This window comes from Corynebacterium hylobatis (genome assembly GCF_003955685.1).
In the GTDB taxonomy this organism is placed as follows: domain Bacteria; phylum Actinomycetota; class Actinomycetes; order Mycobacteriales; family Mycobacteriaceae; genus Corynebacterium; species Corynebacterium hylobatis.
Genome location: NZ_RXHJ01000002.1, coordinates 139,350 through 160,981, shown reverse-complemented (window position 1 = coordinate 160,981; position 21,632 = coordinate 139,350). Strand labels below are relative to the sequence as shown.

Genomic DNA, 21,632 nt, shown 5'->3' with positions numbered 1-21,632 from the left:
CGGAACAGCCTGCCTAGCATGGAGACCATGGACGATCTCACGCTGGAGAACCTCATGGACCTGGAGCGGCAGGGCTGGGAGGCACTCAGCAGCGCCACGGGTTGGGACTTCTATGGCCGTCTCATGACGGCTGAGGGGGTGATGCTGCTGGTCAACGGCATGGTGCTGGATCGGACGACCATCGCGGCCACGCTCAACGAGTCGCCCGCCTGGGCAAGCTTCGAGATCACCCCGGAGAAGCTGGTTCCGGTCGGCACGCACGCCGCCACCCTGGTCTACCGGGCGGTCGTCGAACGGCCCGGACAGCCGCCTTTTGAGGCGCTCATGGCCAGCACCTATGTGCTCCTTGACGGGGTGGTCCGCCTTGCGCTGTACCAGCAGACCACCACGACCCACTGAACCGGGGCAGTTTTCCGTTCGCGCCTCCCGCTACCAGTCGATGTCCCCGAAACCGGGGTCCCGGCGGCGCAGGTACTCACCGACGACGGCCGCGCCCAGGTCATCGAGCTCAGGGGCGGTGACGCGCCCGCCCACGCGGTCGGCGAGCTGGTTGAGGAAGTGTTCCAGCCCTGGGTCGTGGCCGAGCCGGAAGAAGGTCGTCCGGGTGCCCCGGCGGGTGACCTTGTCCAGCTGGATGAGGGTCTGGCGCAGGGTCTCGGGGTGGGTGGGCCAGTCGAACCAGGCCTCGCCGTGGGGCATGAGGTGGGCCGTCGGCTCACCGTCGGTGACGATGAGCAGCGTGGGGTCCATGCTGGGGTGCCGGGCGAAGAATTTTTCGGCCAGCAGCAGCCCGTGGTGGAGGTTGGTGCCCTGTTCGCGTACCGGGGGCAGGGCGGTGAGCTCGTCGATGTCCATGTTGAGTGCGTGGCGGCCGAAACCGATCAGCGCCAGTTCATCGCCCCGGAACCTCGTGGAGATGAGGTGGTGGAGGGCGAGCGCGGTGCGTTTCATCGGTACCCAGCGGCCCTCGGAGGCCATGGAATAGGAGGTGTCCACCAGCAGCGCCACCGCCGACTGGGTACGGGCCTCGGTCTCCACGACCTCGACGTCCTGCACCTCGATGCGCACCCGACCGGAGGGCGTCTCACCTTCGACGGCGGAACGCTGCAGGGCGTTGGTCACCGTCCGGGTCACGTCCCAGGGCTGGGTGTCGCCGAACTCCCAGGGCCGGGAGGCACCGGTCTGTTCCCCGGAGGCACCGGCCAGTTGGGCGTCGCGCGCGCCGGAGCGGGCACTGAGCTGCTTCGCGGCGTCGGCAAGCAGGGTCTTCCCGAGGCGGCGCATCGCCTGCGGGGACAAACCCAGCGAACCGTCGACATTGTGGCGTAGCAGGCCGCTGTCACGCATGGCGCGTTCCAGTTCCGCGAGGGTCTCGGCGGAGACAGCGGCCTCCTCGCCGAGCTGGCGGCCCAGCGCCTCAAGGTCGATGTCGGAGGAGTGCGCGCCGTCATAGGACTGGCTGAGCTGCTCCGCCAGCTCGTCCAGTTCGGCGATGTCCTGCACCGCGCCGGTGCCATCACCCAGCCCCAGTCCCTCCTCCCCGGAGAAGTCCTCCGAGCCGGACCAGTCAAGGTCCGGGCGCATGGACCGCAGGTTGCCCTCGAGTTCGCCCAACTGCTCCATGAGCTCCGGGGAGCCGAAGGCCTGGGCCGAGAGCTCCATCAGCTCCCGGCGCTGCTCCTCGGTCATGGAGTTGAGCATGCGCTGGGCGGCGGCAGAGCGCTTCGCCATCGCGTCGATGAGCTCGTCGACGTTGCGCGGGTTCTCCGGGAAGTTCCGGCCGTGTTTGTCCATGAAATCGGCGAAGTCCTGCTCGGTGTCCTCACCGCGGCGGTGCTTGTCCAGCAGCTCGTTGAGGTCCTGGAGCATCTGCTTCACGGCCGCCCGGTCCTCATCGGTGGCGTTCTCCAGTGCCTGCTTCATGCCGGCGAAACGCTGGTCGAGGACCTCGCGGCCGAGCAGGTCCCTGATCTGCTCGAATTTCTCCCGCGCGTCGGTGGACTGCCAGTCGTAGTCGGAGAGTTCGTTGACGGCCGCCGCGGTGGAGGCCGGCAGGTTGTCCAGCTGCATCTCGCGGAAGGCGCGGTCGGTGTCGTCCATGGTGACGTCGCGGGCGAGCTGGCCGCGTTCGGCGAGCACGGCGTCGTCGAGAAGCTTCTTCACCTCCTGCAGCGTGCCGCCCAGGTTGTGTTTCTGCAGCTTCTCCCGGCGCTTCTCGGCGATGCGGCGGGCGAGATCGTCGTAGCCCTCCCGCCCCCGGCTGCCGTGGCGCAGGAACTCCCGCAGGGCACGCTCGGGGGAGTAACCGGCCATGACCTCCTCGGCGATGGCCTCCAGCGCCTCAGTGACATCCACCGGAGGCGCGAGGGGATCCGGTCCGCCGGTGTAGCGGCCGTAGCGGGTGCGGCGTCGTTGTGGCATGTCGGCCTCCTAGGGAAGCGGGTTGTTCTAGCCGTAGATGGTCTCGCCCTCGCCGGAATCCTTCGCGATCTTCCGGGCGAGGTAGAGGGCCTCGAGGGCGAGTTCGACCGCACTGGCGCGGGTGCCCTCATCCTGTGCACCCAGTCGGGTGGCGATCTGGTCGTAGAGGTCGGATTCGCCGAGGTCAGGAAGCCCGGCGAGGAATTCGGCGGCGGTGACCTGTTCGCCGGTGGAGACGGTGGTCGTGCCGTCCAGGGCCTGAATCAGGGGAGCGAAGTCAAGCCCGCGCATGCGGGCGCGTACCGCCTCGGCAGTGGCGGTGCGCAGCAGATAACCGAGTACCTCCCATTCGCGGCCCTCCTCACCGGACTCGAACTCGACCTTGCCGCCGAGGACATCGACGGCCGCCTCCAGATCAACGAGGCGGGCCACCGCCTTCTCCTCGCCCCGGATCGCGGCGCGGTGCCGGGCGGCGGCCGCGACGGTCTCCGCACCCGCGATGGCGAAACGGGCGGAGACACCGGCGCGCTGGTTGACGGCCGGGGATTCGCGCAGCGCCCGGGTGTAGCGGGCCAGGATCTCCAGCAGCACCTCCGGCACCTCGGCGAGCAGGGTGGACTCCTGCTCGATGACGGCGATCTCGTCCTCGAGTTCGATGGGGTAATGGGTGCGGATCTCCGCCCCGAAGCGGTCCTTGAGCGGGGTGATGATGCGCCCGCGGTTGGTGTAGTCCTCCGGGTTGGCCGAGGCCACGACCAGCACGTCGAGCGGCAGGCGCAGCATGTAGCCACGGATCTGCACGTCGCGTTCCTCCATGACGTTGAGCATGGAGACCTGGATGCGTTCGGCCAGATCCGGCAGCTCGTTGATGGCCACGATGCCGCGGTTGGAACGCGGGATCAGCCCGTAATGGATGGTCTCCGGATCACCGAGCCGGCGGCCCTCGGCCACCCGCATGGGGTCGACGTCACCGATCAGGTCAGCCACGGAGGTGTCCGGGGTTGCCAGCTTCTCCGAGTAGCGCTCGTCGCGGTGGATCCAGGTCACCGGCAGGGTGTCACCCTCGGCCCCGATACGCCGACGTGTCTCCTCCGTGATGGGGGCCAGGGGGTGCTCGCGCAGGTCGGAATCTGCGACGGCGGGCATCCATTCGTCGAGCAGCCCGGTCAGCGAGCGCAGGAGACGGGTCTTGCCCTGGCCGCGCTCACCGAGCAGCACGATGTCGTGGCCGGCGATCAGCGCGCGCTCGACCTGCGGGATCACGGTGTGCTGCAGGCCGTGCAGACCCGGCCAGGGGTCCTCTCCCGCGGAGAGCAGCGCGAGGAGGTTCTCGCGGATCTCAGTCCGCAGGGGACGGTGGGTGTAACCGGCGGCCTTCAGCTCACCGATCGTGGACACATTGGGCGGAAGACTCACATCCCCAGGCTAGCGAGGAAAATCACATCGGTCGACCATCTGATCCCCACAGGTGTGATTTCCGGCACTGCACGCCGTGGGTTGGGTAGGCTCCGGTCGATGGGTACTGACACAATTTCCGCGCGCCCGACCCTGATTGTCCTGGTGCGCCACGGCGTCACGCCGACCACCGGCCAGGTGCTGCCCGGACGCGCGCCGGGTCTGCACCTCAGCGAGGCCGGCCAGGGGCAGGCACGCGAGGTGGCACAGCGCCTGCAGGGCCTGCCGCTGGCCGCGCTCCACACCTCACCGATGGAACGCACCCGGGAGACGGCCGCACCCACCGCCGAGCTCTTCGGCCTGGAGCCGCAGGTCACGGACGAGCTGGTGGAATGTGATTTCGGAGAGTGGACCGGCGGGAAACTGGCGGAGCTGGCCAAGCTGCCGGAGTGGCAGACCGTACAGAAGACACCCTCGGAGTTCCGCTTCCCGGGCGGGGAGAGCTTCGTGGAGATGCAGGACCGGATGGTCGCCGTGCTGGACGAAATCGCCGCCCGGCACCCCGGCGGGATCGTGGTCTGTTTCAGCCACGCCGACCCGATCAAGGCGGCCGTCACGCATCTGGCGGGGCGTGCCCTCGATGATTTCCAGCGCGTCGCCGTCGACCCGGCCTCGGTTTCCGTGGTGAAGTACGGCGCGGACGGCGCGACGACCATGCTGGAGACGAACTCGAGGTCCGGGCCGCTGCTGCACCTGCTGGAGCAGCTGGGGGAAGCGGGGCCGCAGTGAGCCCGCTGTGTCCGCCCTTCGACCGCGAACTCGGCCTGCTCACCCGCGGTGAGCTGGGCATCGTCGCGCAGCTGGCGGAGTCGAGCAACCTCACCTTCGTGCTGGAGGCCACCGACGGGACGGAGGACGGCGACTACGGCTGGGTGGTTTACAAACCCGAGCTGGGGGAGCGCCCGCTCCACGACTTCGCCCGCGGGCTCCACGGGCGGGAGGAGGCAGCCTTCCTTCTCAGCGAGTACCTCGGCTGGCACATCGTGCCGCCGACGGTGACGCGTGCCGATGCCCCCTTCGGCATCGGTTCCCTCCAGTGGTACATCGAGAACGAGGGGATGCACTATTTCCCCCTCCTGGAGACCCGCTCTGACCTGCACGGTCAGCTGCGCCGAATGGCGGTGTTCGACATACTCACCAACAACACCGACCGCAAATCCGGGCACGTGCTTCTCGACGCCGCCGAACACGTCTGGGGTATCGACCACGGGCTGTGCTTCAGTGCGCAGCCCAAGCTGCGCACCGTCATCTGGGATTTCGCCGGTGAGGAGATCGACGCCGGGTTGCTCGCGGCGGTGGAACCGCTCATCGACGAGGTCCCGGGGGACGTCGCTGCGCTGCTGACACCCGACGAGGTGACGGCCCTGCAGTCCCGGGCCTCCCGCATCGTGCGCCTGCCCCAGCTGCCGCACCCCAGGTCGCACTACCACTATCCCTGGCCCCTGGTGTGATCCCGGCCACGGACGTAGTCTGGGGCGTACACCCCCGGCTGAAGGAGATCCGAGATGACCGATGTGACCGCACTTGCCAACCGCCTCGCCCAGCTCCATGAATCAGGCCGGACTCTGGTCCTGCCCACCGTCTGGGACACCTGGAGTGCGGGTGTCGCCGCGGATGCCGGCTTCGAGGGCCTGACCACCGGCAGCCACCCGATCGCCGACGCCACCGGCAGCTCCGATGGCGAGAACATGAACTTCGATGACTACCTGGCCACGGTCCGGCGCATCACCAGGTCAGTCGACATCCCGGTCAGCGCCGACGTCGAGTCCGGCTACGGCCTGGACCCGGCGGAACTGGTGGAGAAGGTGCTGGAGGCCGGTGCCGTCGGCGTGAACATCGAGGATGTCGTCCACTCCGAGGGCAGGCGCGTGCGCTCCCGCCAGGAACACGCCGACTACATTGCCGCTGCCCGGGAGGCCGCGGATGCCGCCGGAGTGGACTTCGTCATCAACGGGCGCACCGATGCGGTGAAGCTGGGCACGGATGTCTTCGTGGATCCGCTTGCGGAGGCGGAGGAACGCATCCGGCTCATGGAGGCCGCCGGAGCGCGGGCCGTCTACCCCGTGGGCCTGAGCACGGCCGAGGAAGTCACCCGCCTGGTCAAGGCGGTCTCTGTCCCGCTGAACGTGACCGCCCACCCCGTCGACGGCCACGGCGCGGGCGATCTCGGCGCCCTGATTTCCCTGGGGGTACGCCGCGTGAGCTTCGGCCCGCTGTGGCAGATGTGGCTGGCCGAGCAGTCGAGGGCCCCGCTGGCCACATGGCGGGAGAGCTGACCAGCCCGCGGAATGGTCCTCAGTTGAACCAGCGCGTCGGCGGTGCCGGGTGCGGGGCCGGCGGCGTGGGCTCGTGGCCGCGCAGGGAGGTGGCGCAGGCGATACCGGCGATGGTGCCCGAGCTGATGGCGACGGGGATCAGCCGCATGGAAGCGGCGATGTCGCCGGCCGCATACACCCCGTCGATGCTGGTCTTCTGATGTTTGTCCACCACGATGGAGCCGTCGTGGTTGAGCTCGCAACCCAGATCCCCGGCGATCTGGTTGGTGGGCAGGTGCCGGAAGGAGAAGAAGACCCGGGTGCCCGCCACCAGCGTCCCGTCACTCATCCGCACCCCGCTCAACCTGCCCGGCTCACCCACGAAGGCTTCGGCGGTGCCTCGGACCACGGGGATCCGGTGTTCGTTGAGCAGTCTCTTCTGACTGTCGTTGAAGATCCGCTCGCGGGAATGGGTGATGATCTTCACGCTCCGGGCCCAGTCGAGCAGCCCGGCCGCGAAACCGGGGATGATCCGGCTGGAGCCGAGCACGATGATGTCCTCGTTGCGGGCCATGAACCCGTCACAGGAGGGACAGTGGTGCACATCGGTGCCGTAGTGTCCCTCAAAGCCGAGCATCTGCGGGGTCTGGTCGCGGATGCCGGTGGCCAGCACGAGCCGGCTGGTGGTGACCCGGTGGGTGCCGTCGACGGTGGCGTGGAACAGGCCGTCCTCCCCGCGGACCACCCCGGAGACGACACCGTGGTGCAGCTGGACCAGCGGATACTGTTCCAGGCCTGCACGTGCATCGGCGAGCAGGTCCCGTGGTGCGATGGGGTCCCGGCCGAGCAGGCCGTGCACGTGGTCGGCGGAACGGTTGCGGTTCTCCCCGGTGTCGACGACCAGGGTGAAACGTTGGTACCGGCCCAGCCAGGTGGCGGCTGCCAGGCCGGAGGGACCCCCACCCACCACGAGGGCGTCCACCACTGCCGGGAGTTCGGTGTTCATCGCTTTATTCTATGTCCCTTCCGGGGCCGGATAACACACTTTCCCGTCCTCGCCCACGACCCCACCCGCCGTGAGTTCTGCCGAGGTTATCTTCCCCGGCCCCATGATGTGGCGGACATCGCGCCCGGCGGCGAGCAGGTGGTCGGCGATGATGCGGCGGTGGCAGCGCCACCACACCGCCTCCGAGCACATGAGGACGGTGGGGGTGTGCGTGGCGGCGTCGAGAAGCTCGCCCAGGGCGAGGGCGAACTCCTCGCCGAGGGCGTGGTCGGCGTAGTTGTGGAAGCTGCGGTTTCGCCAGTTGCCGTTGACCTCGAAGGGCACGGTCCGTGACACGTTGCGACGCCCCGTCAGCCCCTCCGAGCGGCGGTAGGAGATGCCGTGGGTCGGCAGTTCCGCGGCCAGTACGTCGTCGTTGAAGTGCGGGTACTTCCGGGAGCCGGGCAGCCGGCGCACATCGACCAGCGCTGCCACCCCGGCCTCGGTGAGCAGGTTGATGAACTCCTCGAGGTCGCGGTTGGAATGGCCGACGGTGAAGACTGGTGTACCCGCCATGATGTGGCTCCTATTCTGCCGGTGGATTCAGCTGGGCTGTGGCCGCCTCCCGGTGGGACTCGTCGCCGGAATCCAGGACATAGAGGCCGTAGGCGACGGCGTTCGCCGAGAACATCTCCGCGCAGTGCTCCGCCAGTCGGGGCCAGACCTGCCCGCCGCCGGCGACATAGCGTTCCACTGTGATCCGGAAGGCCTCTGGGCTGGCTGTGGCCTGGTGGAACATGAAGTCCCGGGCGGGATCACCCACGGTGGCCGTGGTCCAGTCGAGCACGCCGCTGATGCGTCCGTCGCGGATGAGGGTGTGGCCGGGGTAGATCTCACCGTGGGTGAGCACCGCGTGCTCCGGCCAGTAACTCTCGTCTGACAGCCACGCCTCCCAGCGCTGCAGCAGATGCCCGGCAACCGTGAACTCCCGCGACACCCGCTCGATGTCCTCGCGCCAGGCCTGCCGGAAATAGGCCGGGGTGCGCACCGGGGCGCCGGTGGTGGATGCCTCGATGGGGTCCGTGCCGTGCAGCTGGGCGAGCAGCTCGCCGAGGGATCCGGCATAGCCGGGCGCGGACACGTCGACCTTCCATACTGGTTCACCGTCGACCATCTCCAGCCCGGGTTCACCGGGCAGCAGGGGATAGGCGATCAGGTCCCCGGTGTGGACCCGCCAGTCCGGGACAGCGGCGCTCAAAAGCGGCGCCACCAGCCGCAGGACCCGGGCTTCGACGGCGGCACGCACCATCACCTCCGGGCGGCGCGGGATGCGCAGCACCCAGTCCGCACCGTCGGTGGTCCTGGCCAGCACCACCCGGAAGTCCAGGCCCATCTCATTGAACTCCAGGGAGTCCGGGGCCAGGTCCAGTCCGTGGTCGGCGGCGAGCCGGAGAACTCCGGCAGGTTCAACGGTGGGGTCACTCACCGACCACTCCGCAGGCGAGGCGGCTGCCGGCATCACCGGTGCTGCGGGTGTCCTCGTCGGCACCGTCAGGTGCGTAGCGCTCGGGGATGTTGGCGTAGTTGTCGGTGCCGTCATGGATCATGAAGGCGGAGCCGTCATCGTCCTGCAGGTCGGCGAGGGTCAGACGGTCGGTCTGGAAACTCAGGGCACCGTCCCCGGACTCCTGGACCAGCAGCTGGGGCAGGTCACCGGCGTGGTCGGGGTGGTCGGATTCCCCGGATCCGAGGTGGCCGCCGGCGGAGAGGAAGGCACCGGTGTTCTCCGGGTTGTCCGGCGCGGCGCTGTCGGTCTCACACAGACCGGTCTGGTGGATGTGGAAGCCGTAGAAACCCGGCTCCAGGCCGGAGACGCTGAGAGTGATCTCCAGGGCGTCATTGAGCTCGTTGACCTCCACTGTGCCCAGCTCCGAGTCCTCTGCGTCGTTGAGGGTGGCGGACAGGACCTCGCCCTGGGATGCGTTGGTGGTCTCGGCGGTTCCGGTGGCGGTCACGGTGTCGGTGTCGGCGGTCGGATCGGCGGTGTCGTCGGCGGCGGTGCAGGCGCCCAGGACAAGCAGGCTGGTGGCACCCAGTGCGGTGAAGATGGCGCGGGGCAGGTGTCGCATGGTGTTTCCTCTCGTGATGATCCGGACAGCTCCGGGAGAGGATCACCTTCTGGTGACGCGACGTGCTTCGGCGGGATCCTGACCGGAACTGCGTGGCTTTCGTGTGTCTGCCACGGTACCGACCTTCCGCTGTGCTGTCAGCGGATTCCCCTGCTCCCACAGTGCTGGCGCGGGGTAATTGCTGGTGACACAGCCGGACATTACCTCTGCAGAATCCACGCCCATGACTTTCTCCACCCTCAGCCGTCGGCCCCGGAGGTCGAGCAGCAGCTGGGGATCCGTTATCGCCTAGGAGACCGGGCCGCTTGCCGACGATCGTGTGGACCCACGGCGGCACGTGGCTTTCCGGTGCCCGCAGCGACTACGCGGGGTACTTCCGTCGTCTCGCGACCACCGGTTTCACCTTCGTCGCCCTGAGTTATTCCCTGGCACCGGGTCGCAGGTATCCCCGGGCCCTGCATCAGCTCAACGACGCCCACACCTATCTGCTCGCACACGCCGCAGACTTCAACGTGGACACTGACCGGACCGTTCTCGCCGGGGAGTCCGCCAGGCGCTGTGGGCCTACACCGGTTCAAGGGACTTCGCCTCCTCGCCCGCCGCGGCGCAGATGGCCCGTCCTCCACCGGGTGGGGGTGGACTTTCCCACCACCTGGATCAGCGGCGGCAACACCGACCCACTGACCGCAGCCCAGTCATGACCCCTGGCAGAGAAATTGCGCGGCCTGGAAGTCGACGTGGAGGAGGTCTTCTATCCGGAGGGTTACACTCCGGCCCTCGGCCACGAGTACCAGTTCAAGCTGGAGACCACCGCGGCCGAAGAGACCCTGCGGTCGATGCTGGACTTCGCACACCGGGTGACACAATAAGACGATGACTGCAACACTCGTGGCGACTGGCCTGGCCGGCGGGCACGGCCACCGCACCCTGTTCGATTCGCTCAACCTGACCGTCGCCCCCAGCGACGTGATCGGCGTCGTCGGATCGAACGGGGCAGGAAAGTCCACCCTGCTCCGTCTGCTCGCGGGTGTGGACGCGCCCCAGGCAGGCACCGTCAGCCTCGCGCCGACCGACGCTTTCGTCGGTTGGCTGCCCCAGGAGCACGAACGAGTCGTCGGTGAAACCATCGCCGACTACATCGGCCGCCGCACCGGATGTGCCCAGGCCACCAAGGACATGGATGACGCGGCAGCCGCACTCGGCGAAACCTCAGAGTCCGGTGCCGACGGAGTGGACCCGGCCGACGTCTATGCGGTGGCCCTGGACCGCTGGCTGGCCAGCGGTGCCGCCGACCTCACCGATCGGCTGCCGGCGGTTCTCGCGGACCTGGGCTTCGAACTCGATGGTGAACAGGCCGAGCAGGCGCTGATGACCTCACTGTCCGGTGGGCAGGCCGCCCGCGTCGGGTTGGCGGCGCTCCTGCTGTCCCGGTTCGACATTGTCCTGCTGGATGAACCCACCAATGACCTGGACCTCGACGGACTCGAAAGACTGGAGACCTTCGTCCAGGGACTACGCGGGGGAGTCGTGCTGGTCAGCCACGACCGCGAGTTCCTCGCCCGCTGTGTCACGCACGTACTGGAACTCGACCTGGTGCAGGGCACGAACCAGGTATTCGGTGGCGGTTACGATTCCTACCTGGAAGAGCGGGCGACCCTCCGCCGGCAGCGGCGGGAAAAATACGAGGAGTTCGCCGACAAGAAGGCAGACCTGGTCTCGCGGGCCAGGACGCAACGGGAGTGGTCGAGTCAGGGCGTGCGCAACGCGATCAAGAAGGCCCCGGACAACGATAAACTCAAGCGTCGGGCAGCGACGGAGTCCAGTGAGAAACAGGCCCAGAAGGTGCGTCAGATGGAGAGCCGGATTGCCCGGCTCGAGGAGGTCGAGGAGCCACGCAAGGAATGGAAGCTGGAGTTCACCATCGGTTCGGCCCCCCGTTCCAGTTCGGTGGTCTCGACGTTGGGCAACGCGGTTTTCCGACAGGGGGACTTCACTCTCGGGCCGCTGTCGCTGCAGGTGAACGCGGGGGAACGGATCGGGATCACCGGACCGAACGGCGCCGGAAAATCCACGCTGCTGCGCGCACTACTCGGCCACCAGCTTCCTGATGAGGGCAGCACCAGTCTCGGCGTCAGCGTGCAGATCGGGGAAATCGACCAGGCGCGGTCCGTCCTGGCTGGCGACCGGACCCTGGTTGAAGCTTTCGGGGACGCCGTTCCCGTCTTTTCCGGGGAAGAGGTGCGGACCCTGCTTGCCAAGTTCGGGCTCAGCGCAGATCACGTGAACCGGCCTGTCGACGAGCTGTCGCCCGGGGAACGCACCCGCGCGGGGATGGCACTGCTGCAGGCCCGGGGCGTCAACCTGCTGGTACTTGACGAGCCGACGAACCATCTCGACCTGGAGGCCATCGAGCAGCTGGAGCAGTCGCTGGAATCCTATTCTGGGACGCTGCTGCTGGTCACCCACGACCGGCGGATGCTGGAGACCGTGCGGCTCGACCGGCACTGGCGGGTGGAGGCCGGTCGGGTCACGGAGGTCTGACCGCTGCCGGGCCTGTGGATCGCCCGTGATCACGACCTAGAAGAAGTGGGCGGCGATGATGACCACCAGGAGCGGGATGCTGGCCCCCACGGTCCCCCGGATGCTTCCGCCCCGAGGCTTCCAGAAGCCGAGGAGGTCGGCGACGACCATGGCCAGGTTGGCCAGCAGCAGGTACCAGGTGGCGGTGAGGACGATGATGGCGCCGGTCGTCTCATTGCCGGTCCAGAACACGATCAGACCGAAAAGCAGACCTGCGCCGGCAATGAGGTTCCGGGCCCCGACCACGAACGCCCACATCCTCGCATCCTCGATATTGGTGGTGTGGACGTTCAGGAACTTACGGGCGGCGGGACGACCGTAGAAGATCATTTCCAGAGGAGACACCGCGATGAAGGTGACGGCGCTCAACAGCGCCGCGATCTGGGCGACGAGATTGAGGGTGGTCATGGCTGCCTCCTGGAGCGGCCGGATGATGCGCTGTGACAATCAATTTTACGGGTGAAGTCGGGTGCGTACCTGAGAGCCGTAGAAGAGATCAGCGGTGACGGGGAGACACGGGTCTGCAGGACAACCGGGGTATCCTCAGGGATTTCGGCTTGCGCGCCCAGCGGGGCAGCGTGGACAAACCCATCACCGCAAGGTGTGTGGACCGGCCTGAGCTGCGTCTTCAACTCCAGGTTTCCGCGACCTCCCCGAACACCGGCAGAGCGGCAGTATCGGCGTCAATCATCCGGTGCTCCTGGGCGAGTATCTGAACCCGACTGGTGGCCAGGACATAACCCTATCCGGGGAAGCGGACACCGCTCCATTCCTCGCTGAGCCGCCAGAGGTGGCGCTGTACTTCGGGGTCATGGGCCTCGGGCAGGGCGTCGGTGACCTCCTGCCTGGAGAAGTACCGGCCGCTCACCCCGGCGAGAGTCGGGGAATCGATCAGGTGGCGGACGGCGGCGACCCCGGTGGCCAGGTCATCCACCGTGGTGCCCCAGCCTTCCGCGACCATGGGGGTGGGCATGAGGGTGGCGGGGTGCAGGCTGTTGACGGTGATCTCCTCGGCGGGCAGCAACCGGGCGAGGTAGAAGCCGGTGGCGATCATCGCGAATTTACTCTGGGCGTAGGCCCGGCTGCCGGAGTAGCGGGCCGTGAGCTGCGGATCCGCGAAGTCGACCGGGGTCTGCGCGGCGGAGGCGACGTTGACCACCCGGGCCGGGTCACCGGCGCGCAGCAGGGGAAGCAGCGACAGCGTCAGGGCAAAGGGGGCGAGGTGGTTGACCGCCAACCGTAGTTCCAGGCCGTCCACGGACTCCTCCCGCACGTTCCCGCGTCCTTGACCGATCCCGGCGTTGTTGACCAGTACCGACAGAGAATCGGTCAGGGTGGGCACCGCGTCGGCCAGCTGCCTGACCTGGGCCAGGTCGGCGAGGTCCGCCTCGACGGTGGAGATGCGTGCCACGGCTCCGGACAATCCCTCCACCAGCTTGCGCAGCTTTATGGGGTTGCGTCCGTGCAGGATGAGGTGACCGGGTTCGGCGGCGTACTGCCGGGCCAGCTCACAGCCCAGACCGCTGGTGGAACCGGTGACCAGGATGGTGCGTGGTGGGGTGCTCATGGCACGAACCCTAGCGGGGAGGTGGCACCGGTGGGAACAATTCTGCCTCAATCTCCGTCGGCCCGTTGACGCTGCTGCGCAGGCGTATCTACGTTGAAACTGTGCCGTCACCCGGCTACCGGAAGGGCCTACCCATGAACCAGACCCTCACCACCGACACGGTGGAACGTGTCATCCGCGCCTCACCTGAGGACATCTACGCCATCGTCTCGGACATCACCCGAACACCCGAGCTGTCCCCCGAGGTCATCCGGGCCCGGTGGATCCGGGGTGCCACCGGTCCGGAGGTCGGGGCTCGTTTCCTCGCGATCAACTCCCTCGGGAGGATCTGGACGTGGCCGAATCTCCCGGTCGTGATCACGGCGGAACCCGGCCGTGAGTTCGCGATCAGCCGGACGGAACCGTTCTTCGGAACCCTGGAGTGGCGGTACGAGTGCCTCCCGCAGGGGGAGCTCACCACGCTGGTCCGGGAGTCCTACACCGTCACCCGACCGCTGACACGTGTGGCCTGGTTCATCATAGAGAAACTGATCGGCAGCACCGACCGGGCAGGGGAACTCCGCTCCGGCATGGCGACGACGCTGGGACGGCTCGCCGAGCTCGTCGAAGCACCGGTGCCGCCGCCGGAGAGCTGATTGATGGGCCCCGATCCGGCGCGGAGGGAGCGCTGACCGCCTAGGGTGGGCGACATGACGAAGGATGACGTCGTTCAGGCCTATGAGGCGCAGACATTCGATCCGGAGGCCATGCTCGGTACCGTCGTCTCCCGGGATGACCCCGACCGGCGGGTGATCGAACCCTGGGCAGCCACGGTCGACGGCGTGATCCTTGATGCCGGCTCCGGGACAGGGCGGTGGACCGGTCGACTCGCGGAGCTTGGCCACCGGGTCGAGGGGTTGGAGCCTGCCCAGCGGCTCATCGACCTGGCACGCGCGACCCATCCCTCGGTGATGTTCCACCACGGCTCTGTCGATGATCTGGTGGATATGGGACAGCGGTGGGCTGGTGTGCTCGCCTGGTACTCCCTCATACACCTGGGGCCCGAACAGTTGCCGGATGCCCTCGATACCCTCCGCGCGGTCACGGAGAACAACGGCTCGCTCCTGATCTCCTTCCTCGCCGGAAAAGAGCTTGAGCAGGTGCCTCACCCCGTGGCCCCCGCCTGGCGTTGGCCACTATCGGAGATAACCCTTGCCCTGGAGCGCGCCGGCTTCGAGGTCACCGACAGTCGGCGTGAACCCGGTTCCATATTCGCCTGGGTGGCGGCGCGGGCGACAGTGGAGCCGATCTCCCGCTAACTTATTCCGGCGCATTCCCGGAATCATGACCGAGCAGGAACGACGTGGTCACTCCTTCATAGGAGACGTGGGTCATCAGCCCTTCCACTGCGTGGGGGAGGTTGTGGCAGTGGTCCATCCACACGCCGGGATTGTCGGCGAGGAAGACGATGTCATAGGACTCTCCCGGATCGACATCGAGGGAATCGGTCCACCAGGGGCTACCGGTGGCCGGGACTCCGTCGCGTGCAGTGACCAGCACGTGGTGGCCGTGCAGGTGCATCGGGTGGGCCTCAACGGAGCGGTTGCGGATGTGCATCGCCACCACCTCCCCCTCCCGAACCACGTACATGGGCACGTGACGTCCCATTCGGCCGTTGATGGTCCACCAGTAGCCGGGGCGTCCGTCGAGGAAACCGATGCGCTGGCCGATGATGTAATCGAAGTGGTGGTCTGGGGTGGTGGTGTCGAAAGTCGCCGGTGCCGGTGAGCCGTAGGTGAGCAGATCCAGTTCGGCGTCAGGCACCTTGGTCTCGGGTGCGGTGGCACCCGGTGGGCCGATGAGCAGCGAGACGCCGGTGGACTGGACGCGTACCGCGCCCTCCTCGGGGACAGCGACCTCCAGATCCGCGCGGGCGCCGGCGGCCAGGCGGACCTTGAGATCCCGGAAAGGTCCCGGCTCGTGGAGGTCGACGCCGTCGATCGCCAGCAGGCGGGCCTGGGCCCCCGGTACCCAGAGAAAAGCCGTGAGATTATCGGTGTTGATGGTGCGGACCCGCATCGTCTCGCCTGGGAGCGCCGGCACGTGGGTCTGCCCTCCCACGGCGCTGATGGTGCGGGAACCACCCGGGTAGGTGTGCAGCAGCATGACGGTGTCGGGTACAGGCTCAGCTTTAGTCGGTTCAATGATGATGGCGCCGAACAAACCGGCGAGTACCTGCTGGTGGGAGACCTGGTGGGAGTGGTACCAGTAGGTGCCCGCGTCCTCGGCTAGGAAGCGGTAGGTGAAGGCCTCTCCCGGCGCGACAGCATCCTGGGTTACCCCGGCGACCCCGTCCATGGCCGCGGGGACATTGATGCCGTGCCAGTGCAGGGTCGTGCCCTCGGCGATGTCGATGTTGTGCAGGACGACCTCCACCAGGTCACCCCGTCGGGCCCGGATCTCCGGCCCGGGAGAAGTGCCGTTGAGGGTGTAACCCCGGAAGCTTCTTCCGGAGGGGTGGTGGAGCTCGGATGTGCGGGCTTCCAGTTCCACGCGGACGTCGGCTGGGTGGGCCGGATCAACCTGGAAGGTGGTGATGTCGCGGGCGGTGTGACCGCCTGCGGTGCCGGGATGGTTACCGTGGGCGGAGGTGGGGGAGCCCGCACCAGGGGCGGCAGACCACAGGGCGGGGTAGCGGCTGTCCCACCACATCCAGGTCAACGCACCGAGGATCAGGATAAAGAGGACGGCGATCACCCGGCGGGCGATCACCGACCAGCTGCGGCCCGCGGGAGGGGTGTCAGTGGTGGGCGACTCCCGGTCAGACACCACTGCCTACGGGGCGGCGGGGCATCTCCGCCTCAGGACTGGTGTCCGTGACGGTAGGGCGGGAGCGGAAGGCCAGGAAGGCCAGCACAGTGACCCCGAGGATCAGCAGCGCGTTGACACCGTGGAGGAAGGCCAGTCCCGTCAGTGCCTTGGCACCGAGGCCGAGTGCGACCTGGATGGCCACGAGGACGGTTACGGCCATCGCCAGGGTCAGTGCCTTCCGGTCATGGGTGAGGTAGCCGATGATGAGCAGGATGATCGCCAGCGCCGGGATGACGTAGAGACCCGAGATCATGTGGATGATCACGCCCCACACCGCTGTGAACGGAAGGTTGTTGATGTCGATCTCGGCGGAGTCGATGGTGCCGCCCGCAATCAGATGTCTGGCCAGACCGGAGGTGAACCAGGCCGTACCGGCAGCCTGGACGACGACGAGGAGGATGATGACGGCTGCGAGGACACGGTAGGCAGTTCTCATGATGGCTCCTGGAGGGAAAGGCCCGCTACCGCGGGCACGGTTGTTAAGTTCAAGGAGCACATCAAAAGGTGAACGCATCAAGTTGTTTAATCCAGTAAACGTCGGTGCAATTTGCAGAGTCAAGGTTTCTGCGGTCACATGTGCGTAACTAATGAGGCTGAAAAAATGCCTGTGAGCAGCTGTGATGCAACGAAGAAGGGCTGTTTTCCAGCTGAGTGTGCTGTTAGGATCAGGGCATGCGCCGACTCCTCGCGATTGCCGCCGCCACTGTCCTCTCCCTGACCTCCAGCGCCTGCGCCGGAGCTGACACCCGGGTCCAGACCGAGGTGTCGGAGACCTTCACAGTCACCGAACACGGCACCTTCAATGAGGGCTGGGCGATGAGTTTCCTGCCCGGCACGGGGCACCTGCTCATCTCCGAACGCGGTGGGGCCCTGCAGTTGCGGGATCAGGGGACAGGGGAGGTGACCGAGGTCAGCGGGACCCCCGAGGTGCACCACGCCGGTCAGGCGGGAATGCACAACATCATCCCCGGTCCCGATTTCGAGGACGACGGCACCGTCTATCTCAGCTGGGTGCGTGATCACGAGGCAGGAGCCCAGGGAGTGGTGGGGCGGGCAACGCTCGATGTTGACGCGGCCGCCCTCCAGGACCTCGAGGTCATCTGGGAGCAGACCCCCACCTCGGGTGACGGACACTTCGCTCTGCGCATGCTCATCCAGGACGACCACCTCTATCTCACCTCCGGTGACCGGCAGAAGTTCAGCCCCGCCCAGGAACGGGAGACGAACCTGGGGGCTGTGCTGCGCCTGACGCTGAATGGTGACCCTGCGCCGGACAACCCCTGGGCGGGGGAGGGCAATACCGCCGCGCAGTTGTGGACCATCGGCCACCGCAACCCGCTGGGCATCGCGGAGGACAGTGGGGGCAGGATCTGGGTCTCCGAGATGGGCCCGCGCGGCGGCGATGAACTCAACCTGCTCGCCGAGGGTGAGAATTACGGATGGCCGGAAGCATCCATGGGCAGGCATTACGACGGCCGCCCCATCCGGGACCACACCGAGGACGACGGTTTCCGGGCCCCGGCCGAGTACTGGGTGCCGTCGATCTCTCCCGGAAGCCTGCTGATCTACCAGGGTGATCTCTTTGATGGCTGGGAGGACAGCGCACTGCTCGGCGGTCTGTCCGGGGAGACACTGGTGCGGGTGCAGCTCGATGGTGAGGACACGGAGATTGTCGAGCAGTGGGACATGGGGGAGCGGATCCGTGCCCTCGCCGAAGCCCCCGATGGGGCGCTGTGGGTGCTGGAGGACGACCAGGGCGGGCGGCTGCTGGAGTTACGCCCGGCCTGATTCCCGCTCCTCCTGCTCCGGGGCGCTCAAGATCGAAAGCTCGCGCGAAGCACCGACGGTGGTGACGGATTCCCAACCACCGGAGTGGTCGAAGCTGATCTCGAGACGTGGTCGTCGAAAAGCTCACTGTCCTGCAGGAACTTCGCTACCCGCCTACGGATCAGAACGCAGATGACGGATGTTGGCTGGCCACGGCCAGTCACGGGGGCAGGGTGACACACCCCGGACCGCCCCGCAACGGATGGGCGCTGCCGGGTCAGTCCCGCTTCTGCCCCTGCCCCGGATCAACATCAGTCTCGGGACGCCATGGTTCCGCAGTCTTCCCGGCGGTGCCGCCGAGGCTCTCCTCGGCAGCGGAATCATCAGCCCACAGGCCACTGGCGTGGTCGTAGGCGATCTCGTTGCCCTCCTCGTCGGTGCGGTGGTACCACTCGGTCACCCGTTGGGAGGTCGAGTCGAAGTGGGCGCCGGCACCCCGGCCCTCCGGGGCGGAGGAGACCGTCAGCTCGAAGTCATCGCCGTGTTCCTCGAGTCCGCGGACCACCGCGTTTTGGACGGCGGCGCTGGCGTAGGTGCGGCGGATGGCCGCAGGGTCCGTGGTCAGGTCCCGCAGGAAGGCCACCGTCATGAGGATGAGCACCACGGAGAAAGGCAGTGCGATGAGGATGGTGAGGTTCTGCAGCGCGGTCAGCGTGGTCTGGCCGCCGGCCAGCAGCATGACGGCGGCAATGCCCATCATGCACAGTCCCCAGAACACCACGATCAGTTTGTTCGGCGCGGGGTTGCCCTTCGAGGACATCGTCCCCATGACCACGGATGCGGAGTCTGCGGAGGTGATGAAGAAGATCGCCAGCACCAGGATGAGGATGAACGGCGTGATGGCGTTGAGCGGTAGCTGCTCGAAGAGGGCGAAGAGCACCTGTTCATTGCCGGCGGTGCCGTCGAAGGACTCCACTCCCTCACGGTTGAAGTTGATGGCCGCTCCACCGAAGATCGTGAAGGCCAGAATGAGGATGAAGGAGGGGATGGCGATGGTCACCAGCGCGAATTCGCGGATGGTGCGGCCACGGGAGATGCGCGCGATGAACATGCCCACGAACGGCGTCCACGCGATCCACCACGCCCAGTAGAAGGCCGTCCACCAGCCCTGGAACTCCACCGTCTCCGCACCCCAGGACAGGGACTTGCCCATCATGGGCAGCATCTCGTCGAGGTAGGTGGCCACGCCGGAGGGGATGAGGTTGAGCAGGAAGAGTGTGGGTCCGAAGATGAAGACGAAGGCGATCAGCGCCAGGGTCAGGGTGATGTTGATGTTGGACAGGTAGCGGATGCCGCGGGCCACGCCCGAGACCGCGCTGATGATGAAGGCCACGCCGAGCAGACCGATGATGACCAGGATGGCGTTGTTGGCCAGGGCCCCGGCCCCGGAGATGATCTCCACGCCCTTACCGATCTGCAGGGCTGAGAGCCCGAGGGTGGCGGCAGTGCCGAAGAGGGTGGCGATGATCGCCAGGATGTCAATGACCCGGCCGGCCAGACCCTCGGTGTTCTTCGCGCCCAGCAGGGAGAGGAAGACGGAGCTGATCAGCGAGGGGCGGCCACGTCGGTAGGTGGAATAGGCCAGGGCGGCGCCGACGAGGGCGTAGAGGCCCCAGACGGCCAGACCCCAGTGGAAATGGGACTGGGCCATTGCCTGGTGGAGTGCCTCCCGGGTGCCCGCCTCCACGGTGTGCGGGGGCGGGGAGATGAAGTAGGACAGCGGCTCGGAGGGGCCGAAGAAGAAGATGCCCACGCCGATACCCGCGCCGAACATCATCGCGATCCAGGAGAAACGGGAGAACTCCGGCTCGTCGTTGTCCTTGCCCAGCGGGATGTGGCCGAAGCGGGAGAAGGCCAGGAAGAGCATGACGGCCAGGCCGAGGATCATGACGAAGTTGAGCAGCCACGATGCGTTACTCATGGCCCAGGAGAAAGCGGTGGAGGAGACCTCGGAGACCGAGGCGGGACTGCTCACACCCCAGATGATGAAGGCGATGATGATGGTGGCGGTGGTGAAGAAGACCACCTTGTCCAGGCCGAATTTCTTGCGCTGGTCCTCAACGCTGATGCCGGGGACCAGACCGGGGTGCAGATCATGGGGGTAGATACCCACCGATCCGCTCTTGGCCGGGTTCAGGAACCGCTGGGTGACCTGGCTGGATATGCTTTCGCGCTGTTCAGGGCGACCGTCGGAAGTGTGCGGCATGGGTTTTCCTCACTGTGCTGAGTGAATGTGTCTGTACTCGTCGGATATGCCGCTGCTGCCTGGGACGCCAGCTGGATCAGCGGGCTCAGGAGCAGGGCAGAGGCTTGTGGTGACAGGGAGCCGATGACAGTCATCAGGCTCTACCGGTCAGGGGCCTCCTCGGATGCGGTGTGGTCGGCCGTCCCCGGGCGACCATCTTCGTGACAGGGACGCGGACATACCGGTTCCCTGTTGAACCCCTCGAACGTTAGTCCGCTCCCGGCGGGGTTGGCCAACCCAGGGACCGCTGCCGGCGGTTTCTCTCCTGGTCAGCGTAGCACCTTCCGCCGCCCTGACCAGCACCGTTCCGGAGCGCCAACGTTTGAGTTGCGGGCCCGAAATCAGGACGTGACTGGAGTCACATGAGGGATTATTCTTGGGTTTCATGGCCACCGTGCGCATCCACGAACAGCTCGATCCCGGCACCGCCGCGGCGGTCGTGGAGCTGTGGGAGCGGCTGGACACGGCATCGCTCGGGACGGTCGATTTCATCACCACCGCCCAGGAGATGCTCGGTTACACCGGCACCACCAGCACCCGCCAGCAGCTGCTGCTCACCTGTGTTGACCCGGAGCTCACCGCCTTCGCCTGGGCGACCCTGCCGCTGAGTGACAACACCGCTCTTCTGGAGGCGGAGATGCGGCTGATGTCAGGCGCCGATCCCGGTCCGCTGCTCCACGCCCTGCTGTCCCTGCGTCCCACTGTTGCCGTGTGGCTGCCGCCCGGTCATGACCTCTCCGGTCACGGCTTCTGCCTGGTGCAGGTGGAGATCGCCAGCGCGCTGCGGCTGCCGGCGACTGTTCCGGAGGCACCCCCGGCGGAGGGCTATGTCATCCACTCGTGGCGCGGTCCCGTGCCGGAGCACCACCTGTCCTGCGTGGCGGGCATGAAGGAGGCGATGAGCACGGACATGCCCTGGGGCGGACAGACGCACGACCGGGAGGTGTGGGACGGGGCGCGGATCCGGGAGACCGAGGAGGTGGACCGGCGGGCGGGCGTCGAGACGCTGTGGAGCCTCGCCCGCCACACCGGCAGTGGCACCTGCGTCGGTTTCACGCAGCTGAGCTGCCCCGCAGGCCGCCCCGCCATCGCCTTCCAGGAGGACACGCTGGTGGCGGGCGGGCACCGCGGACACGGGCTGGGCATGACGCTCAAGGTGGCCAACCTCGCCCAGCTGGCCCGCCAGCTGCCGCGGGTGCGCACCATCTACACATGGAACGCCGAGGAGAACAGCCACATGCTCGCCATCAACCGGCGGATGGGTTTTGTCCCCGCGGCGCGTTTCGAGTGCTGGCAGGCGGGCTGAGCCTGCCGTCCC

At 67.2% G+C, this 21,632-nt stretch carries 22 protein-coding genes; 11 read left to right on the top strand and 11 right to left on the bottom strand.

The features are described from left to right. The first annotated feature begins 27 nt into the window (after positions 1–27). The gene (locus tag EAH68_RS02010; protein ID WP_126119647.1) at positions 28–399 is read left to right on the top strand and encodes a nuclear transport factor 2 family protein; all 372 of its coding nucleotides are present in this window, start codon (positions 28–30) and stop codon (positions 397–399) included. Between the two features lie 30 nt (positions 400–429). Here EAH68_RS02010 and EAH68_RS02005 read toward each other — a convergent pair whose 3' ends face one another. Both EAH68_RS02005 and EAH68_RS02000 read right to left on the bottom strand, forming a co-directional pair. Next, positions 430–2,421: a VWA domain-containing protein gene (locus EAH68_RS02005; protein ID WP_126119646.1), complete on the bottom strand. Its 1,992-nt coding sequence runs from the start codon at positions 2,419–2,421 to the stop codon at positions 430–432. Between the two features lie 27 nt (positions 2,422–2,448). Continuing rightward, positions 2,449–3,837, bottom strand: coding sequence for a sigma 54-interacting transcriptional regulator (locus tag EAH68_RS02000; protein ID WP_126119645.1), 1,389 nt, complete (start codon positions 3,835–3,837; stop codon positions 2,449–2,451). 99 nt (positions 3,838–3,936) lie between these two features. Here EAH68_RS02000 and EAH68_RS01995 point away from each other — a divergent pair, with 99 nt between their 5' ends. From EAH68_RS01995 to EAH68_RS01985, 3 genes are read left to right on the top strand one after another with little or no spacing between them, the layout of a single operon-like run. Further along, entirely contained in the window at positions 3,937–4,605 is a 669-nt protein-coding gene (locus EAH68_RS01995; protein ID WP_126119644.1) for a histidine phosphatase family protein, read from the top strand. A 5-nt stretch (positions 4,606–4,610) separates the two neighbouring features. Continuing rightward, the gene (locus EAH68_RS01990) at positions 4,611–5,327 is read left to right on the top strand and encodes an SCO1664 family protein (RefSeq protein ID WP_439647602.1); all 717 of its coding nucleotides are present in this window, start codon (positions 4,611–4,613) and stop codon (positions 5,325–5,327) included. Between the two features lie 54 nt (positions 5,328–5,381). Further along, a complete protein-coding gene (locus EAH68_RS01985; protein ID WP_126119642.1) occupies positions 5,382–6,152 on the top strand; it encodes an isocitrate lyase/PEP mutase family protein in 771 nt (256 codons plus the stop codon). A 19-nt stretch (positions 6,153–6,171) separates the two neighbouring features. Here the strand turns inward: EAH68_RS01985 and EAH68_RS01980 are convergent, their stop codons facing one another. The 4 genes from EAH68_RS01980 to EAH68_RS01965 are packed head-to-tail and all read right to left on the bottom strand — an operon-like array spanning position 6,172 to position 9,245. Next, a complete protein-coding gene (locus EAH68_RS01980; protein ID WP_126119641.1) occupies positions 6,172–7,137 on the bottom strand; it encodes an NAD(P)/FAD-dependent oxidoreductase in 966 nt (321 codons plus the stop codon). Between the two features lie 9 nt (positions 7,138–7,146). Next, positions 7,147–7,692 carry a DUF488 domain-containing protein gene (locus EAH68_RS01975; protein ID WP_126119640.1) on the bottom strand — a complete coding sequence of 182 codons (546 nt, stop codon included), beginning with the start codon at positions 7,690–7,692 and terminating at the stop codon, positions 7,147–7,149. 10 nt (positions 7,693–7,702) lie between these two features. Then, positions 7,703–8,602 (bottom strand): macrolide 2'-phosphotransferase, encoded by a 900-nt coding sequence (locus EAH68_RS01970; protein WP_241228240.1) that lies wholly within the window; start codon positions 8,600–8,602, stop codon positions 7,703–7,705. Then, positions 8,595–9,245 carry a superoxide dismutase family protein gene (locus tag EAH68_RS01965; protein WP_126119639.1) on the bottom strand — a complete coding sequence of 217 codons (651 nt, stop codon included), beginning with the start codon at positions 9,243–9,245 and terminating at the stop codon, positions 8,595–8,597. The genes EAH68_RS01970 and EAH68_RS01965 overlap by 8 nt, the downstream gene beginning before the upstream one ends. A 305-nt stretch (positions 9,246–9,550) precedes the next feature. Here EAH68_RS01965 and EAH68_RS01960 point away from each other — a divergent pair, with 305 nt between their 5' ends. The 3 genes from EAH68_RS01960 to EAH68_RS01955 are packed head-to-tail and all read left to right on the top strand — an operon-like array spanning position 9,551 to position 11,786. Continuing rightward, positions 9,551–9,946 carry an alpha/beta hydrolase gene (locus EAH68_RS01960; protein ID WP_241228239.1) on the top strand — a complete coding sequence of 132 codons (396 nt, stop codon included), beginning with the start codon at positions 9,551–9,553 and terminating at the stop codon, positions 9,944–9,946. A gap of 15 nt (positions 9,947–9,961) precedes the next feature. Next, positions 9,962–10,114 (top strand): hypothetical protein, encoded by a 153-nt coding sequence (locus EAH68_RS14870; RefSeq protein WP_241228238.1) that lies wholly within the window; start codon positions 9,962–9,964, stop codon positions 10,112–10,114. A 4-nt stretch (positions 10,115–10,118) separates the two neighbouring features. After that, positions 10,119–11,786 carry an ABC-F family ATP-binding cassette domain-containing protein gene (locus tag EAH68_RS01955; protein ID WP_126119638.1) on the top strand — a complete coding sequence of 556 codons (1,668 nt, stop codon included), beginning with the start codon at positions 10,119–10,121 and terminating at the stop codon, positions 11,784–11,786. 36 nt (positions 11,787–11,822) lie between these two features. Here EAH68_RS01955 and EAH68_RS01950 read toward each other — a convergent pair whose 3' ends face one another. Both EAH68_RS01950 and EAH68_RS01945 read right to left on the bottom strand, forming a co-directional pair. Beyond that, positions 11,823–12,233: a DUF1304 family protein gene (locus tag EAH68_RS01950; RefSeq protein WP_126119637.1), complete on the bottom strand. Its 411-nt coding sequence runs from the start codon at positions 12,231–12,233 to the stop codon at positions 11,823–11,825. A 334-nt stretch (positions 12,234–12,567) separates the two neighbouring features. Then, complete coding sequence (locus EAH68_RS01945; protein WP_126119636.1) at positions 12,568–13,392, bottom strand: SDR family NAD(P)-dependent oxidoreductase; 825 nt, start codon at positions 13,390–13,392, stop codon at positions 12,568–12,570. 134 nt (positions 13,393–13,526) lie between these two features. Between EAH68_RS01945 and EAH68_RS01940 the strand changes: the two genes are divergently transcribed. Continuing rightward, positions 13,527–14,027, top strand: a complete 501-nt coding sequence (locus EAH68_RS01940) for an SRPBCC family protein (RefSeq protein WP_126119635.1) — start codon at positions 13,527–13,529, stop codon at positions 14,025–14,027. Between the two features lie 54 nt (positions 14,028–14,081). Beyond that, the gene (locus EAH68_RS01935) at positions 14,082–14,690 is read left to right on the top strand and encodes a class I SAM-dependent DNA methyltransferase (protein ID WP_126119634.1); all 609 of its coding nucleotides are present in this window, start codon (positions 14,082–14,084) and stop codon (positions 14,688–14,690) included. A gap of 1 nt (position 14,691) precedes the next feature. Here the strand turns inward: EAH68_RS01935 and EAH68_RS01930 are convergent, their stop codons facing one another. Together EAH68_RS01930 and EAH68_RS01925 are read right to left on the bottom strand one after the other, a co-directional pair. Continuing rightward, the gene (locus tag EAH68_RS01930; RefSeq protein WP_241228237.1) at positions 14,692–16,200 is read right to left on the bottom strand and encodes a multicopper oxidase family protein; all 1,509 of its coding nucleotides are present in this window, start codon (positions 16,198–16,200) and stop codon (positions 14,692–14,694) included. After that, the gene (locus EAH68_RS01925; RefSeq protein WP_126119633.1) at positions 16,193–16,678 is read right to left on the bottom strand and encodes a COX15/CtaA family protein; all 486 of its coding nucleotides are present in this window, start codon (positions 16,676–16,678) and stop codon (positions 16,193–16,195) included. Before EAH68_RS01925 ends, EAH68_RS01930 begins: the two co-directional genes overlap by 8 nt. 236 nt (positions 16,679–16,914) lie before the next feature. Here EAH68_RS01925 and EAH68_RS01920 point away from each other — a divergent pair, with 236 nt between their 5' ends. After that, positions 16,915–18,030, top strand: a complete 1,116-nt coding sequence (locus tag EAH68_RS01920) for a PQQ-dependent sugar dehydrogenase (protein ID WP_126119632.1) — start codon at positions 16,915–16,917, stop codon at positions 18,028–18,030. 256 nt (positions 18,031–18,286) lie between these two features. Here the strand turns inward: EAH68_RS01920 and EAH68_RS01915 are convergent, their stop codons facing one another. Further along, positions 18,287–20,275 (bottom strand): BCCT family transporter, encoded by a 1,989-nt coding sequence (locus EAH68_RS01915; protein ID WP_126119631.1) that lies wholly within the window; start codon positions 20,273–20,275, stop codon positions 18,287–18,289. A 424-nt stretch (positions 20,276–20,699) separates the two neighbouring features. Here EAH68_RS01915 and EAH68_RS01910 point away from each other — a divergent pair, with 424 nt between their 5' ends. After that, on the top strand, positions 20,700–21,620 hold the full coding sequence (locus EAH68_RS01910) for a GNAT family N-acetyltransferase (RefSeq protein WP_126119630.1): 921 nt from the start codon (positions 20,700–20,702) through the stop codon (positions 21,618–21,620). Positions 21,621–21,632: the final 12 nt, after the last annotated feature.

What these genes read in the sequence shown, in the direction of transcription:
- EAH68_RS01945 (WP_126119636.1), bottom strand. Translation starts at nt 13,392, where the DNA reads ATGAGCACCCCACCACGCACCATCCTGGTCACCGGTTCCACCAGCGGT.
- EAH68_RS01995 (WP_126119644.1), top strand. Translation starts at nt 3,937, where the DNA reads ATGGGTACTGACACAATTTCCGCGCGCCCGACCCTGATTGTCCTGGTG.
- EAH68_RS02010 (WP_126119647.1), top strand. Translation starts at nt 28, where the DNA reads ATGGACGATCTCACGCTGGAGAACCTCATGGACCTGGAGCGGCAGGGC.
- EAH68_RS01920 (WP_126119632.1), top strand. Translation starts at nt 16,915, where the DNA reads ATGCGCCGACTCCTCGCGATTGCCGCCGCCACTGTCCTCTCCCTGACC.
- EAH68_RS01980 (WP_126119641.1), bottom strand. Translation starts at nt 7,137, where the DNA reads ATGAACACCGAACTCCCGGCAGTGGTGGACGCCCTCGTGGTGGGTGGG.
- EAH68_RS01925 (WP_126119633.1), bottom strand. Translation starts at nt 16,678, where the DNA reads ATGAGAACTGCCTACCGTGTCCTCGCAGCCGTCATCATCCTCCTCGTC.
- EAH68_RS01955 (WP_126119638.1), top strand. Translation starts at nt 10,119, where the DNA reads ATGACTGCAACACTCGTGGCGACTGGCCTGGCCGGCGGGCACGGCCAC.
- EAH68_RS02005 (WP_126119646.1), bottom strand. Translation starts at nt 2,421, where the DNA reads ATGCCACAACGACGCCGCACCCGCTACGGCCGCTACACCGGCGGACCG.
- EAH68_RS01910 (WP_126119630.1), top strand. Translation starts at nt 20,700, where the DNA reads ATGGCCACCGTGCGCATCCACGAACAGCTCGATCCCGGCACCGCCGCG.
- EAH68_RS01975 (WP_126119640.1), bottom strand. Translation starts at nt 7,692, where the DNA reads ATGGCGGGTACACCAGTCTTCACCGTCGGCCATTCCAACCGCGACCTC.
- EAH68_RS01965 (WP_126119639.1), bottom strand. Translation starts at nt 9,245, where the DNA reads ATGCGACACCTGCCCCGCGCCATCTTCACCGCACTGGGTGCCACCAGC.
- EAH68_RS01935 (WP_126119634.1), top strand. Translation starts at nt 14,082, where the DNA reads ATGACGAAGGATGACGTCGTTCAGGCCTATGAGGCGCAGACATTCGAT.
- EAH68_RS01985 (WP_126119642.1), top strand. Translation starts at nt 5,382, where the DNA reads ATGACCGATGTGACCGCACTTGCCAACCGCCTCGCCCAGCTCCATGAA.
- EAH68_RS01950 (WP_126119637.1), bottom strand. Translation starts at nt 12,233, where the DNA reads ATGACCACCCTCAATCTCGTCGCCCAGATCGCGGCGCTGTTGAGCGCC.
- EAH68_RS01915 (WP_126119631.1), bottom strand. Translation starts at nt 20,275, where the DNA reads ATGCCGCACACTTCCGACGGTCGCCCTGAACAGCGCGAAAGCATATCC.
- EAH68_RS01940 (WP_126119635.1), top strand. Translation starts at nt 13,527, where the DNA reads ATGAACCAGACCCTCACCACCGACACGGTGGAACGTGTCATCCGCGCC.